The 14,125-nt window shown below is 47.2% G+C and carries 14 protein-coding genes; 1 reads left to right on the forward strand and 13 read right to left on the reverse strand.

Going from position 1 to position 14,125, the window contains the following annotated elements; genetic code table 11:
- Nucleotides 1-5: 5 nt before the first annotated feature.
- From HF638_RS08695 to HF638_RS08745, 11 genes are all read right to left on the reverse strand, one after another.
- Entirely contained in the window at nucleotides 6-227 is a 222-nt protein-coding gene (locus tag HF638_RS08695) for a hypothetical protein (protein ID WP_169479854.1), read from the reverse strand.
- On the reverse strand, nucleotides 220-1,419 hold the full coding sequence (locus HF638_RS08700; protein WP_169479855.1) for a Ger(x)C family spore germination protein: 1,200 nt from the start codon (nucleotides 1,417-1,419) through the stop codon (nucleotides 220-222). Before HF638_RS08700 ends, HF638_RS08695 begins: the two co-directional genes overlap by 8 nt.
- A gap of 4 nt (nucleotides 1,420-1,423) precedes the next feature.
- Entirely contained in the window at nucleotides 1,424-3,019 is a 1,596-nt protein-coding gene (locus tag HF638_RS08705; protein WP_169479856.1) for a spore germination protein, read from the reverse strand.
- Between the two features lie 176 nt (nucleotides 3,020-3,195).
- On the reverse strand, nucleotides 3,196-3,531 hold the full coding sequence (locus tag HF638_RS08710; RefSeq protein WP_169479857.1) for a hypothetical protein: 336 nt from the start codon (nucleotides 3,529-3,531) through the stop codon (nucleotides 3,196-3,198).
- A gap of 44 nt (nucleotides 3,532-3,575) precedes the next feature.
- Nucleotides 3,576-4,277 carry a pirin family protein gene (locus tag HF638_RS08715; RefSeq protein ID WP_169479858.1) on the reverse strand — a complete coding sequence of 234 codons (702 nt, stop codon included), beginning with the start codon at nucleotides 4,275-4,277 and terminating at the stop codon, nucleotides 3,576-3,578.
- A gap of 333 nt (nucleotides 4,278-4,610) precedes the next feature.
- The gene (locus HF638_RS08720) at nucleotides 4,611-5,024 is read right to left on the reverse strand and encodes a DoxX family protein (RefSeq protein ID WP_169479859.1); all 414 of its coding nucleotides are present in this window, start codon (nucleotides 5,022-5,024) and stop codon (nucleotides 4,611-4,613) included.
- A gap of 46 nt (nucleotides 5,025-5,070) precedes the next feature.
- A complete protein-coding gene (locus HF638_RS08725) occupies nucleotides 5,071-5,931 on the reverse strand; it encodes a M56 family metallopeptidase (RefSeq protein ID WP_169479860.1) in 861 nt (286 codons plus the stop codon).
- Between the two features lies 1 nt (nucleotide 5,932).
- The gene (locus HF638_RS08730) at nucleotides 5,933-6,349 is read right to left on the reverse strand and encodes a BlaI/MecI/CopY family transcriptional regulator (protein ID WP_017691824.1); all 417 of its coding nucleotides are present in this window, start codon (nucleotides 6,347-6,349) and stop codon (nucleotides 5,933-5,935) included.
- Between the two features lie 210 nt (nucleotides 6,350-6,559).
- Nucleotides 6,560-8,023 carry a catalase gene (locus HF638_RS08735; protein WP_169480042.1) on the reverse strand — a complete coding sequence of 488 codons (1,464 nt, stop codon included), beginning with the start codon at nucleotides 8,021-8,023 and terminating at the stop codon, nucleotides 6,560-6,562.
- Nucleotides 8,024-8,312: 289 nt separating this feature from the next.
- Nucleotides 8,313-9,119 (reverse strand): winged helix-turn-helix transcriptional regulator, encoded by an 807-nt coding sequence (locus HF638_RS08740; RefSeq protein ID WP_076332450.1) that lies wholly within the window; start codon nucleotides 9,117-9,119, stop codon nucleotides 8,313-8,315.
- Complete coding sequence (locus tag HF638_RS08745) at nucleotides 9,095-9,490, reverse strand: Fur family transcriptional regulator (RefSeq protein WP_036612807.1); 396 nt, start codon at nucleotides 9,488-9,490, stop codon at nucleotides 9,095-9,097. The genes HF638_RS08740 and HF638_RS08745 overlap by 25 nt, the downstream gene beginning before the upstream one ends.
- Nucleotides 9,491-9,765: 275 nt before the next feature.
- Here HF638_RS08745 and HF638_RS08750 point away from each other — a divergent pair, with 275 nt between their 5' ends.
- On the forward strand, nucleotides 9,766-10,878 hold the full coding sequence (locus HF638_RS08750; protein WP_169479861.1) for a GGDEF domain-containing protein: 1,113 nt from the start codon (nucleotides 9,766-9,768) through the stop codon (nucleotides 10,876-10,878).
- Between the two features lie 127 nt (nucleotides 10,879-11,005).
- Here HF638_RS08750 and HF638_RS08755 read toward each other — a convergent pair whose 3' ends face one another.
- Both HF638_RS08755 and HF638_RS08760 read right to left on the reverse strand, forming a co-directional pair.
- A complete protein-coding gene (locus tag HF638_RS08755; protein WP_169479862.1) occupies nucleotides 11,006-11,944 on the reverse strand; it encodes an aldo/keto reductase family protein in 939 nt (312 codons plus the stop codon).
- A gap of 162 nt (nucleotides 11,945-12,106) precedes the next feature.
- Nucleotides 12,107-13,702, reverse strand: a complete 1,596-nt coding sequence (locus tag HF638_RS08760) for an ATP-binding response regulator (RefSeq protein ID WP_169479863.1) — start codon at nucleotides 13,700-13,702, stop codon at nucleotides 12,107-12,109.
- Nucleotides 13,703-14,125 lie beyond the last annotated feature (423 nt).

The raw sequence follows: 14,125 nt of genomic DNA on the forward strand, positions 1-14,125 counted from the left end.
TGCATCTATGGTAACGGTAAGAATCGCTGAATAACATGGCTGATCCATACCGCTACAAAAAAGGTTTTGCTCAAATGGGTTATATATAACCAAATGCCTAATCCCAATGCAATCAGACCATAGGATAACCAGCGATTAATAACTGCCGCCTGCTTCAGATGTCTGAAATCCATCACAATAACAATGATGACCATCCCCAAATAGGTGAACAAAAGTGGTTTAATCATGTATGATATCCTCCTCAACGACACCGATCGGTTTATTGACTACCCCTACATTTTCAATAATGACATGCGGGATAACGTTCACCTCAACATCAGGGTAGATATCATCCCATCGATCCTTCATTTTGTCCCACTCTTTAGGCAAGTGCTGATGAATAGACCGACCGATTCCGAGAATATCCGCACGATATTTTCCTTGAATTAATCGAACACCTTCAACGATATCCTCTTTTATTTTTTTGTGAATCGCGTCATTTAGTTTCAGAATCTCTGTCTCACGCAGATCACCGTAGTTGGATTCGTTATCTACAACCACGCCTTTGGCATACAATTGAATGGTCACGGTCACCTTGTCATTCTTGATACTGGGGTGCAGTGAAGAGTTGTTCTCGTTCAGCTTGATGAATATATCTCCTTCTCCGCGTGGAGACTTGACCATAACTTCCGGCGCATTAGCTTCCCCCATAGCGAGGATCAGTGCATCGGCGGGGGCCTTGTCTATCATGCCAACCAGTTTGTCTTTCTTGAACACGGCCAATCCATCCAGCTTAATATTTGTTTTGACGTCCTTCCAATCTTTCGGAACATTGTCCACTTTCGAAGCGACCGGCAGGAAGGGATCTACGCCATCACTAAGAATGGCATCTATAAACGTTTTGAGTGAACGCGGATTCCGCATATTTAAAAAGCATAGTTCTCTCACCATCTCGGATGGGAATTTTTCTATAGGTGCATCCGTATCCATCACGGCGTACGCCTCACCTTTGGTAACGACTGGCAATGCTGAGAATCGGTTAAGCGGGTACCGTGTAAACAAATCGAGCATGGAGGCCACGCCATCCCGGGCAAGATCCTCTCCAATGAGCATGGTTCGGCGGTGCGCATAATAAATCCTACGAGATAGCGCTTTTTGACCCTCAAGTGAAGTCCCCCGCAGTGTCTTTGCGGTGTTGGACAACATGAACCATGACTTATCCCCACTTGTGCCCCCTCCGCCTCCTTCACTACCGGAAGAACCGGATTGACCTGGAAGCGCAATCTGCAGACTGGATCTGTAATTTTCACCCTCCTTATCGACGGCTATGCCAATCACAAAGGCAACATCGTTAATCTCCTTACGATCCCAGCAACCTGAAATAAACGTGGTACATAACAACAGCACTATCACTGCCCGGTACTTATACATGAATTGCATCTGTTCACCATCCTTCCTCAGCTTCAGGCGAACCATTGATCTTTTCATTCATCCGTTTCTGGTTATCCTGAACTGTAGAAGGACGATTGATCATTTTCCACCACGGCACACGAATAAGAATATCCTTGGTATCTGTTTTACTGTACGGGCTAAGACCTGACAGATAAGGCACACCAAACGAAGTCATCTGTGTCAGATGCACCGAGATCAGGACCAAACCAATCACGATGCCGTACAGTCCGAGCATGCCTGCCAGCAACATGATGGGAAATCGCAGTAAACGCACCGTAATCGCAAAGTTAAACCGCGGGATCGTGAAGGAAGCTATACCTGTCATCGATACAATAATAACCATGGGTGCCGACACAATCCCCGCTTGAACTGCGGCCTGTCCGATCACGAGTGCACCGAGAATACTGACGGCCTGACCCACTGTTTTCGGTAACCTGACCCCGGCTTCCCGGAGGGCTTCAAACGATAGCTCCATGATGAGAGCTTCCACCAAAGCCGGGAAAGGGATCGCTTCCCGTGCACCGGCAATACTGAGAATCAGCGTGGTGGGTAACATGTCCTGATGAAATGTCGTGATCGAGATATACAAAGCGGGTAGAAATAGAGCAATAGCTACGAATAAAAAGCGAATCCAGCGCACCAGATTACTGATGAAGAATCGTTCATAGTAATCCTCACTGGCCTGAAGCATCTGCCACATCGTGACTGGAGCAATCAGCGCAAAGGGAGTGCCGTCTATCATAATGGCAAACCGCCCCTCCAACAGGTTACCTGCTACCGTATCCGGACGCTCGGAATAGTGCATCTGCGGGAATGGAGAATACGGGTGATCTTCAATCAGTTCCTCGATATAACCCGACTCCAGAATGCCGTCAATCTTGATTTTTTCCAGGCGTTTCTTCACGTCCCGTATCAACTTCGGATCAGCAATATCCTCCATATAAGTCAGAACGATATCTGTCTTGGTTTCTGTACCGAGTGTCATACTCACCATCTTGAGAGAGGGAGTTTTCAGCTTGAACCGCAACAAAGCCGTATTGACACGGAGTGTTTCGGTGAATCCTTCCCGTGGTCCCCGAATCACAGACTCCGTTTGCGGTTCCTCCACCCCACGTCTGACGCCGCCTTTAACATTGAACATCCAGGCTTCGCTACTTCCATCTACCACCAGAAGGGCGGAGGATGCCAGCACCCCTTCTGTCGCAGCAGCCCAGGTTTCAACCCGCTTCACCTGCGTCAGCTCAACGGTTGTATCATCCAATGGAACATCGGGTTCGTCTGTACGCTGCTGTACCAGCCCTCGGATAATCGGACGCAGCATATGCTCCTGGATATCAGCCGAGTTCACAATGCCCTCGATATAGACCAGAAGTCCTTTGACTTCCGGCGTAATCATGACGTTGCGAAACACCACATCCGAACAATCGGAGAAGATTTCCTTCACTGCTTTAATCTGAGTTTCATGTATCGTACTGATCGGCTGCCGAATAAAAGGCGGGGACGGCAGTCCCAGAGGGATATGTTTTTTTTCTTCTGAATTTCGTTCAGGTTGTCGGGACTTGTCTTTCCCAGATGTTTTGTCTGCCATATGCCGCCCCTCCGTTCTTGTTTTTTATACAAGGTAGCTTGTGCCAGACAGCTGGGAATTATGTGGTCTTTTTTGCAAAATTACGAATGATTCCTCTGAATGCAAACAGCAAAAAGGCCTCTGTATTTAACAGAGACCTCCTTAACTATTCCAAAACCTGTTCAATCTATTTTTAGTTAATCGGCAAAATAATCTTCAGGGACATAACGAATCTCCGACTTCGCGTAGATGCTTAGCGTGTGACGCTCCCTGTCATACTCTACACGTTCACCCTCCACGTAGTACCAGTGCTTCAAAAGGGGCTGATCCTTGCGTTGAACGAAACGAAATACGTTCAGTTCCTGTCTGAGCTTCACAATCTGTTCCACAGTCTGCTCGTCCAGGCCCGTAACGGTAAATATAAAACCTGTGCCTTCCTGTTGGAACCGATAGGACAGCGCATCTGTTTTGCTATTCGCCAGTCCTCGTCCAGTCACCGCATGTTTAACCATAAACCATTCCTGTTGCGCCATAAGTGTATATCCTCCTTCATCTTGGAGTTCACTCCATCAGCCATTTACGGCAGATCAATGATCATATAGAACGTGTCTTCGTTTGCTTGCAGCTCTATTGAATCCCGCTGTTCCACACGAGCCGTGTCTCCTTCATTCAACAGGTGCTCTCCATTCAATTCCAGCTTGCCTTCAATGGAGAAAATGTACATCCGGCGGCCCGTATCCTGATTAAAGGTTAATGTCTCGTCTTTGGTCAAACGGCCAAGGTAGATCGTCATATCCTGATGAATGGTCGCAACTCTTGGACCTCCGTCTGGCGATACAATAGGCACAAGCTTTCCTGCCAGTGCTGCTGGATCAAATGATGTGGTCTCATAGGAGGGTTGCAACCCTTTCGTATGCGGCATGAACCAGAGCTGAAGCAGACGTACTTCTTCAGTGTCGGATGCATTATGCTCGGTATGAATCATGCCACTGCCTGCTGACATTCGCTGAATACCACCAAAGCCTGTAACAGCTACATTCCCCAGGTTATCTTCATGTCGCAACTTGCCGTTCAGTACGATGGATACAATCTCCATGTCACTATGCGGGTGAGCCCCAAAACCGCGACCAGGCGCAATCACATCGTCGTTCGCTACTCGCATCGGTCCAAACGCCGTATTCTCCGGGTCCTGGTATTCTCCAAAGGAAAAGCTGTGACTGCCACGAAGCCAGCCTCGATCGAAGCTGGAGCGGGCATCGGATGGAATGACGTTAATCATGAAATGCATCCTCCTCATCTTAATTTGATGTACTCAACTTCATGTTCTATTTTTTTATTAGTAACATACTTATTCTCATTGTATCAAAAGAGAGGCATGACGTCCAAACAAGGTGAAACGGCTGTCGCCGTCCTCTAGCGACTCGGCGTGTTTCATTCCGAAGAAAAATAGAGAAGGATGGTGAATAAACATACTTCCCTATATTTTGAAAAAAGCTCTCTACCGATCAGTCCGGTTCGCAAATCCATTTCACGAACCGGCCTGGCCAATAGAGAGCCTCGTTGCAGAATTTATCCTGCAATTCAATATTTTTTTAAGCGATGATTAGTCGATTCAAGCACTCACATTCTGGCGAGCGTTCCCCTGTCTGGAGAAAATATGATCTACGGCTAGGAAGCGGCTTCCTGTGAAGAGCAGTGTCAAGGAACCCGCCAGCAGCAGGTAATCGAACTCCGTACCACTCATGAACGGCTCACCCACTTTGGCTGTAAGCAGAACGCCACCCATAACGATGACAAACAGGGCAGCAAATACGCGTGTTCCCAAGCCCAGAATCATCGCCGCTCCACCCACCAACTCAATGATGGCTACAACCGATGCAAGAAATCCGGGAATACCGATACTTTCGAAGAAACCTACCGTACCGCTGATTCCACCCTCAAATTTACTCCAGCCGTGCAATACAAAGATCAAACCGATCATAATCCTTGAGAAAAGTAATCCTATCTCTACACTTTTGTTATTCATGTTCATCTTCCTCCCTAGTGTTATATTCAACCTCACATAAGTTGATTTATCCAATGGACCAAACAAACAAGATAGACAGCAACAGGAAAACGGTAGCCGACATCAGAACAGCATAACGTGGCAATCTCAGCGTTACGTCCTTTTCCGGGTCCAGGAGACGTGAAATTCGCACATTTACCGACGTATCTGCAAATGAGGATTGAACGGTCAGTTCTTTGGGTCCCCAAGGTTCAGGACAAGCCCGGAGCAACTTGAGTAACGCACTGCCAATGCCTGCCACATTGCCTGTTCGCTCGATGGCCTCATTGTCCGCCAGAATTTCTCTCACGATATTGTAATGTTTTGAAGTATGCTTCAGTACGGGAATATAAGGCATCATGATTGCAAACACCGACAACAGCGTCGTCTTCAGTGGGTCACGGTGCCACAGATGATGGACTTCGTGGTACACAACTGCGGTCTCCTCTTCAGCATCCAGCATCGTCAGAAGTCCTGTGGAGAGTACGATACAAGGTCTCCATAGACCAATTGTGAATGCAACAGGCGATGGGTTGTCCACCACAATGAATCCAGGCTGTCCGAGATGGTGATACCTGGACTCCATCTCGCGGGATAATGCACGAACCTCCATGGAGCGGAGTTTACGCACAGCTGCTCTCGTTTTCATCATACGAACCGTTAGCAACCAGCCTGTTCCGGCAAATGTCAGCAAGACCAGTGCCAGCAGGAAATGCCCAACGGATAACCAGCCCAGACGACTCATCCAATGATTGCAGAGCCAGAGCAGATTAAACGGGATATCCCAGCCAAAAATTTTGTACATCGCGTACATGAACATCTGCATGAACACGAGTAACGGAATGCCAAACCCGACGGTAAACAACAACTTCGAGCGGGCCTTCCACATCTTAATCGCTATCCTTTTTCCACTGTTTGATCTTCTGTTCCAAGCGTTCAATCAGACCCGCATCTGCTTCATCCAGCGCATCCAGCATATGATTCAATGCCAGAGCTCCGAATTCATCCACCAACTCATGTGACAGTTCCTTGGATTGGTCGTTCATAAACTCCTCCTTGCTCTGTACCGGTTGGTACAAAGATGTTCTGCCCTTCTGAGACTTGCCAAGCAGTCCTTTGTCTACGAGCCGATTCATCACGGTCATGACTGTATTAAAATTGACGTCTTTGTCTTGTTCAAGTGCGGTCTGCACTTCACGAATGCTACTGCCAGGACGAGCCCATAAAATGTCCATGATCTTGGCCTCCAGCGGACCGAAAAATCGGTTGAGCCCACGCTCACCCACTTTGAAATTGTGTATTCTCATTTTCTGACACCCCTCACACTACCCATTGTAGTGCCATCAAATGAGAAGTCAACCTCTATGTCAGCTATTTTATGTAAATGATTTGTAAATTTGTTTTCCATTTCAGAAAAAAAGCGAAAGAACCGGGGAGTTCCGCAATTTCACGGTTCTGCCCGGTCTTCACCGAATATCAGTCAATATTATGTTGTGCGAGCAGGGTCATACTGCGTTTTATTTTCCATCCTGTGAAGGCATATGTGCAGAAATATCCACACCAAGTCCATGAGCCAAACGTCCGCCAAGCTGTCCATCCGCCCGGAAGAAGTGACAGAGGGCACGCATTTGAATATCTACAGATACACCCTTGAGGTCATTGATCAGGTTATCCAACAGATGCTGCTGCTCTACAGGGGTGAATGAACGGAAAAGCTCCCCTGCCTGCGTGTAATCATCCGTTTTCTCGATTTTCTCGCGTGTAACGTGCCCTTGCAACGGAACCTGACTGTCCCGGTATGCCGGATCTTCCTGTGGGCTGTTTCCGGAACTGTTGGGTTCATAGTTCACCGGAGATGGGTCCTGATTCACATTCATGAGTCCATCACGCTGATGATTACGAACAGGTGCGTACGGGCAATTCACCGGAATTTGCAAATAGTTTGTACCAAGCCGGTGACGCTGTGTATCCGGATAAGAGAATAAGCGTCCTTGCAGCAATTTGTCCTCGGAAGGCTCAATTCCAGGTACAAGCGCACTAGGAGAGAAGGCCGCCTGCTCCACTTCAGCAAAGAAATTCTGCGGATTCCGATTCAGGGTCATGGTGCCCACCGTATGGAATGGCAATACATCTTCAGGCCACGTTTTGGTTGGGTCGAGCGGATCAAAAGCAAAATCATCCATCTGATCAGGCTTCAATAGCTGTACCTGAAGCTTCCACTGCGGGTATTGCCCGTTCTTGATATGTTCATGCAGGTCCCGGGTAGCATGATTAAAGTCCTGTCCCTGAACTTCGGCAACTTCCTGACGAGAGAAACCTCGAACCCCTTGTGCAGACTCCCACTTATATTTTACATAGTGAACCTGCCCCTGTGCATTAATCCATTTGAAAGCATGTACGCCGAATCCATCCATCTCTCGATAACTCGCCGGTGTGCCCAGATCAGAGAACAACCAGGTCATCATATGCGTTGATTCCGGCGAGAGGGTCATAAAGTCCCAATATCGCGCCGGTTCCTGAATATTCGTATCCGGAGCTGGCTTCAGGGAGTGAACCATGTCGGGGAACTTCATGGCATCACGAATGAAGAACACTGGCAGATGGTTGCCGACGAGATCATAGTTGCCTTCCCGTGTGTAGAATTTAACGGCAAATCCACGTGGATCTCGTGCTGTCTCTGGTGATCCCGTACCGTGAATAACGGTTGAGAAACGAACCAGCACATCTGTCTCCGTACCCGGATCTTGCAGGAAATCTGCTGTTGTATACGCCTTCATGCTCTGCTCCAGTGTGAATACACCATGAGCACCTGCTCCTCTTGCATGTACCACCCGTTCTGGAATACGCTCACGGTCAAAGTGGGCAATTTTCTCAATGAGATGGTAGTCTTCAAGCAGTGTCGGCCCTCTTCTGCCTGCTGTACGGGAGTTCTGATTGTCACCTACGGGTGCGCCCTGATTGGTTGTCATACGTTCTGTCATCATGTCGTCCTCCTCTAATGGGTTTCACGGATGCTATATATCTACTATTAAAATCATATTCGGCGTCAAATTAAATATACATTTAGACTTGATCTAACTGTTAAATTAATTCTAACATGTCCCACTCTGCTCTTGCATGAGGTTCACATGAGTTTAAGATGAGGTTCTTACACACTTCATGAATGAAGCATGAAATGTTTTTAAGGGAATAATTCTGATCTGCCTATCTAATAGGTAGTACCCGAAAAAGCGTGAAGTGAACGATAAAACTAAGCAAAAAAAAAGCGGACTAATCCGCCAGGCGGTAGCCCACTCCTCTTACTGTTACGATATATTGCGGCGAAGACGCGTTATCGCCCAATTTTTTGCGCAAGCTTTTGATATGAACATCGACCACATTACTTCCGCCTGTAAAGTCTGTCTCCCAAATATCGCTGAGCATCTCCTCACGGGAAATGACCGCACCTTTGGCATCGATCAGCTTGAGCAACAGATCATATTCGGTCTTGGTCAAGTGAATGCGGTTATTATCGCGCTGTACACTCATGCGTTCACGATCGAGCCACAGATCCTTGAATCCGATACGTTGCCCTTCCTCAGGTAAAAATCCACGTTTGGGCAGAGCAGGACTATTGCCAATCATACGCTGCACCCGGTACAGAGCTTCCTGCGGACGTGCAGGCCACACCAGCAATTCCTCCTGAAGCATCGGTCCACTCGCGCTGCCGATCATCTTCTCACCGACCAGATACAGACAAGGCGTTGTATGTTCTGCCTCACGGTTCAATCGGCTGCTGATCCCAGCGAATGCATCGATGGTTCCGGCAACAGACAGATCATAGATCAACAGATCGAAGACAAGACGCTCATGCAGATCCGGTTCCCAGCGATGAAAGACCAGCACATCGAAGCAGCTATCCGTCAAGGCCTTTACCAGTTCATGTACCTGCCCTGGCATCGGGCTAATTAGAATAACACGCCGTGTAACAGGACAATTGTCCACAAGAGGTGCTGAATCGGACAAGGCGGGTTTAACCCGCAGGGGTAAACGACGGCCAGGCAGCTTTATTTTTACTTGATCCGTTTGTTTCTGCATTCCCCGCAGACACCTCCAAAGACCACATGAGCATGGTCGATTGCATATCCGGTTTCTTCAGCTACCTGTTTCATCCATTGTGGAGGAACTTCCGTCATCACCTCGTCCACTTTGCCGCACACTTCACACATAATGTGCTGATGATCATCCATGCGGGCATCGTACCGGCTTGCTGTCTCCCCGAGCTTAAGCTCCCGGATCAATTCTTTGTCCGTCAGATAACGAAGAGAATTATATACCGTACCATAGGCCAGATTATATCCTTGTTCTACAAGTCGATTCATGACATCAGCAGCTGTCGGGTGATCCTCTGAATGGCGCACCACATCATATACCGCTTGCCGTTGTATCGTCAGATTTAAAGTTCTCACAACCATTTCTCCTTTATTATTGATGCATTTTATATGAAATCAGACGCTGATCTTCTGCTTACTATAGTTTTCCCTTAAAAGAAGGAATGAATTTTGATTTAGATTAAGTATAAATCTCATTGTATAATGAAGTCAATATCCACGCCAACAACCCGGATATGGAATTAAAAACGTATTTCCCAGCAATCCCCTCAATAATTTGGGATAATATGGTTCGCTACAGCATCATTTTTCAGATAAAATGTAGAGATGTGCGTAAAAAGGGGGAATGTCGGTTGTTTAGCACTTTTTTCATTAATATCTGTATCATGATTACGTTTATGTATGTGTCCGGAATTATCGCCAAGTTCTATAGTATCCGATTGCCTTTTCCCTCGTTACGTGTTCAGTTGATCGGCGGCTTATTATTCGGCATATACGGCACAGTACTCATGAACTATTCCTTCCCTCTGAACGAGAGTACGATTGTAGATCTACGGCATCTGGCCATCGTCACCGCAGCGGTATATCTGGGAGGACTGGCTTCGGTCATTACGGGACTCGTTATCTCGATCCTTCGTATTCTGATGTTTGGCATATCTTCCTCTGCCATTGATGCAGGATTTGTCATGACGCTGATTGGACTATCCGGTGTATATTTCGCCTATGCTTCCTGGTCCAGACTGACCAAAATCATTACGATGAATCTGCTGGGCATAACGTTGATATTTATCGTCCTTATGCTGAACACGGACAGCATGAATTCATTAATGAAGGTATATCCGTTACAGATGACCATTTCCTTTGTCGGTGGGATCTTTATCTATTTCATCGCAGAATTTATTAATAAATCGAATGAAATGTTATTTCTTCTAGAGAGAAGAGCATCTACCGACCATCTTACCAACCTGAGCAATCGACGACAGTTCGAAAAATCACTTCAATCGGAGCTTCAGCATGCGCGGGAGTACCAACAAAAGCTGTCCTTGCTGGCCATCGACATTGACCGATTCAAAAAAGTAAACGACACCTTCGGTCATTCCGCCGGTGATGCGGTTCTGAAGCAACTCGGACAACTGCTCGTTGAACATGCGCGTTCCACCGATATCGTGTCACGAAACGGTGGTGAAGAATTCGCCATTCTCTTGCTCGATTGTGGACAACGTCAGGCCATGGCTATCGCTGAATCGATCCGCCAAGGGGTAGAGAGATATCAATTTGCCCTGCCTGACGGGCACACGATACGTCTAACCATTTCCATTGGTGTAGCTGTGTATCCGGATCATTGCGATGATCATGACGATAACGACTTCTTCGAACAAGCCGACCGTGCTTTATATGAAGCCAAGAATACAGGGCGCAACCGCGTGTGTGCCTTACCACTTCGCTCTTTGTCTCTTACGCTTTAAAGCCTGTTATCACCTAATCATGTTCCACTTCACAAAAAGGGATGTCTCGTTCGCCATTCTGGCGTACAGGACATCCCTTTGCTTATGGATGATTTTATATCATCCGAGCTTGTGTGCTGACAGGAGATTAAGCAAGGATGCCCTCAATTTCCTCGATAATGGCAGCATCCAGCTTCACGCCAGATGCAGCCGCATTCTCTTTTACCTGCTCGGGACGACTCGCCCCTACAAGTGCACTGGATACATTGTTCTGGCGCAGGATCCAGGCCAGGGCCAGTTGGCCAACCTTCAGATCCAGCTTGTCTGCCACTTCAATCAGTTGACGAACTTTCCCGATGCGATCCGCATTGATTTTCCCTTCGTCCCAGCCCAGTTTGGCAGCACGGCTGTTCTCCGGAATATCGGAAACGGACGTATATTTCCCGGTCAATAGACCTTGAGCAAGCGGGGAGTATACGACTTGTCCGATACCTTTACGCTCACCCAGCGGAATAATCTCATTTTCAATATATCGGTCGAACATGTTGTACACTGGCTGATTGACCACGATATGATCCAGGAGCAGACGGTCTGCTGTACCCAACGCAGCTTCCATCTGAACCGCAGTCCACTGGCTGACGCCAACATACAACACTTTGCCCTGGCGCACCAGATCATCGAGCGCGCGGAGTGTTTCTTCAATCGGTGTTTCTGTATGATAACGATGGCAATAATAGATATCCACATATTCAACGCCTAAGCGCTTCAAGCTGGCTTCACATTGCTCCTTGATATGTTTGCGAGACAGGCCTTGGTCATTCGGACCATCACCCATTTTGCCAAATACTTTGGTTGCAAGTACATAGGAGTCACGGGAGTACGCTTTGAGCGTCTGCCCTAGCAGTTCTTCTGCTGCACCCCGTTCGTATACATTGGCTGTATCAAAAAAGTTAATGCCTTCATCGAATGCAGTTTCAATTGATTTCACCGCATTTTCACGTTCCACATACCCTCCGTACGTCAGCCAGCTTCCCAGGCTGATCTCGCTCACTTTCAGTCCGCTTCCACCTAATCTACGATAATCCAATGTGCATCCTCCTCTGTTGGTTATAAAGATGAAGTTCACACTCTATTGTAACGTAACCAGCTCGGAATAAAAGGGCTTTGGCTCAGAAAATGGAAAACCCAAAGAAGCGCACCTACAATAGGTACGCCAAATTAAGAAATTCATATTCGACTGTCTGCTCGTTTAAGGCATAGTAATACTCAATGCGTTCAACAGATCCGCCTGTCTGACCGGCTTCGTCAGAACAGCATCAAAGGTTTCCGCCTCATTCTGGTCGATGTGCATGCCATAGGGAACCAGTACAATGACGGGCAGATTGTCCGTACGTTGCTTCAGTTCATGTACAAAATCGACTGCTCCGCCTTCCAGTAATCCCATATCCACAACGGCCACATCCGGCTTGAAGCCTTCCTTGATCCAGTCATGCGCTACCGTCGAACCGGAGGTCATATGCACATCCATCTCCCATCTGCGCATCAGGGAAGAAACGCCTTGCAGTATGTCAGGGTCTTTGGCAAGCAGTACCTTTCTGCCTCTTAACCGCTGCTGGACACTTGCAAGCTGCGGCAACTCCCAATATCTGCGTAATGGAAGGCTAATCTGGAATTCCGTCTCATTCTCCATCACACGATCCACCTGAATACGACCATGCATGAGAATGGCAAGGTTCTGACTTACAGCCAGACCCAGATTGCTTCCGATCAGTTTTTGGATATCCGATAACATCTGGCCCGTGTACTTCACCTTGAGCAGAAGTGTTCCGGTCTCCTCGGTTTCATCTCCGTTCACCACTGCCGTGATCAGAACCGAGCCTTCACGCGTTGAATCCATAGCATATTGAATGACATGCGCAAGCAGTTGTCCAATCTTGACCTCATCACCAACGAACACTTGCGACACATTCAGTTCGAGATTTAATCCCAACTCAATGTTTTTGCCCGCCGCAATCCCCGCATAGAGATAGACGGTGTTCTCGATGGTACCGACCAGATCGAACGGATCATCATGTATAACGGTTTTCCCTGCCTCATTAATATTGAAATTCATCATATTATTCAGCAAGGAGAGCAGGATATTGCCGCTCGTCTCTATCATATTCACATACTCCGACTGCTCCTCGGACATATCCGGAGTGCGCATCAGATCTGTCAGTCCCAGAATGCCGTTCAGGGGATTACGAATCTCATGACTCATCAGTTTTAGCATCTGCGTTTTGGTCATGGCCTCGGACTCGGCCCGTTCCTTCTCTGCCTGGAGCTGCTCTTTCATTTGTTCCGAATCACTCAGTTTCCGCTCCTGTACATGTAGCGTGCTCTCCAGATCGACAACATAACCCAGGAAGACAGCCATCGCATTCAGTGTCTTCATGTCGGGTTCACTAATCACGTAATCCGGATTATCCATCAAACAGATGGTACCGAATGTTTCGCCGGATCTTCGCATAATGGGTACGCCCACGAAGAAACGATTTCCGAGCCCGCTTGTGACGTCCATAGATCGTGTCATCGGATGTTCACATGTATCCTGGATGGTAAGAACGCTACCTTTATCTCTCAATACCAGGCTGCAATATGAATCCGTAAATGGAAGGACACTGCCTTTAACGATTAACTCTTCCGCACGATTAAAAGCCTCCAAAATGACATTCGTTACCCCGTCATTCGTGGCAACGAAGATGGTATTGACCTTCAATATACCGCTTAATACGTCTACGATATGGGCCGCAGCTTCCTTTATATCTTCATAGAAGCCTCTCGTAATGCCTTCTGCCGTTCCCATGATTCACCCCTCTTATCTTAGCTGCACTTTCAAATCTGTATATCAGAATGTTTAATTACGTACAGGGGTCATCAAAAATCCGAATAGCTGTCACAATCTATACTTATATGATTAACACCGTAGAAGTATAAGAGAATCATACTCCCTGCCCATAGCCCATTTTTCGGACAAAAGTAGGTCTTAAACGGATGGTTTAATAACCGAAAAATCATGTCAAATCTCCTTTTCAGATTGATTAAAACCCATCTTGTCCGACTTCGGATATTTACTTGCAGGATAACTAGAAATTATACGCTTTCGCTCAGACTTTGGGAACCTTTAACCCGTAACAATAAACGGAAAGTCCACCTTGTCCAGTAAGCAGTGTGATCATTATCACACCCAAAAACCCACATATAGTTTATAAATGGATAATAAGAATCT

This window comes from Paenibacillus sp. SZ31 (assembly GCF_012912005.1).
Classification (GTDB): domain Bacteria; phylum Bacillota; class Bacilli; order Paenibacillales; family Paenibacillaceae; genus Paenibacillus.